The sequence below is a fragment of the Stenotrophomonas sp. SrG genome (assembly GCF_050031795.1).
GTDB classification, from domain to species: Bacteria; Pseudomonadota; Gammaproteobacteria; order Xanthomonadales; family Xanthomonadaceae; genus Stenotrophomonas; species Stenotrophomonas rhizophila_A.
The window spans coordinates 1-242 of sequence record NZ_JBNBBE010000929.1 but is presented as its reverse complement, the minus strand read 5'-3'; the positions used below and the strand labels follow the sequence as shown (position 1 = coordinate 242).

General features: G+C 67.8%; 1 pseudogene. It reads right to left on the bottom strand.

The annotated features are described in order from the left end of the window. Window positions 1–242, bottom strand: a pseudogene (locus ACQG3P_RS22210) (beta-glucosidase); the annotation flags it as partial.

Genomic DNA, 242 nt, shown 5'->3' with positions numbered 1-242 from the left:
CGATGTAGGAGGTATCGGCTTCGCGCACCGGATCCAGCGAACGGTAGGGCTCGTCGAACAGGCCGATCGCTTCCTTCAGGTTGAGGATGCGGCGCACCGATTCGTCCAGCGTGGCCAGCGGCACCTCGCCGCTGTCGATCAGGCCCGGCAGGTGTTCGGCGTAGAAGCCGCTCTGCATGCTCAGGGCCAGGCCGGCGGTGACTGCCTTGGCGGTAGCGTCGCGGTCGTCGGCGGCATACCCG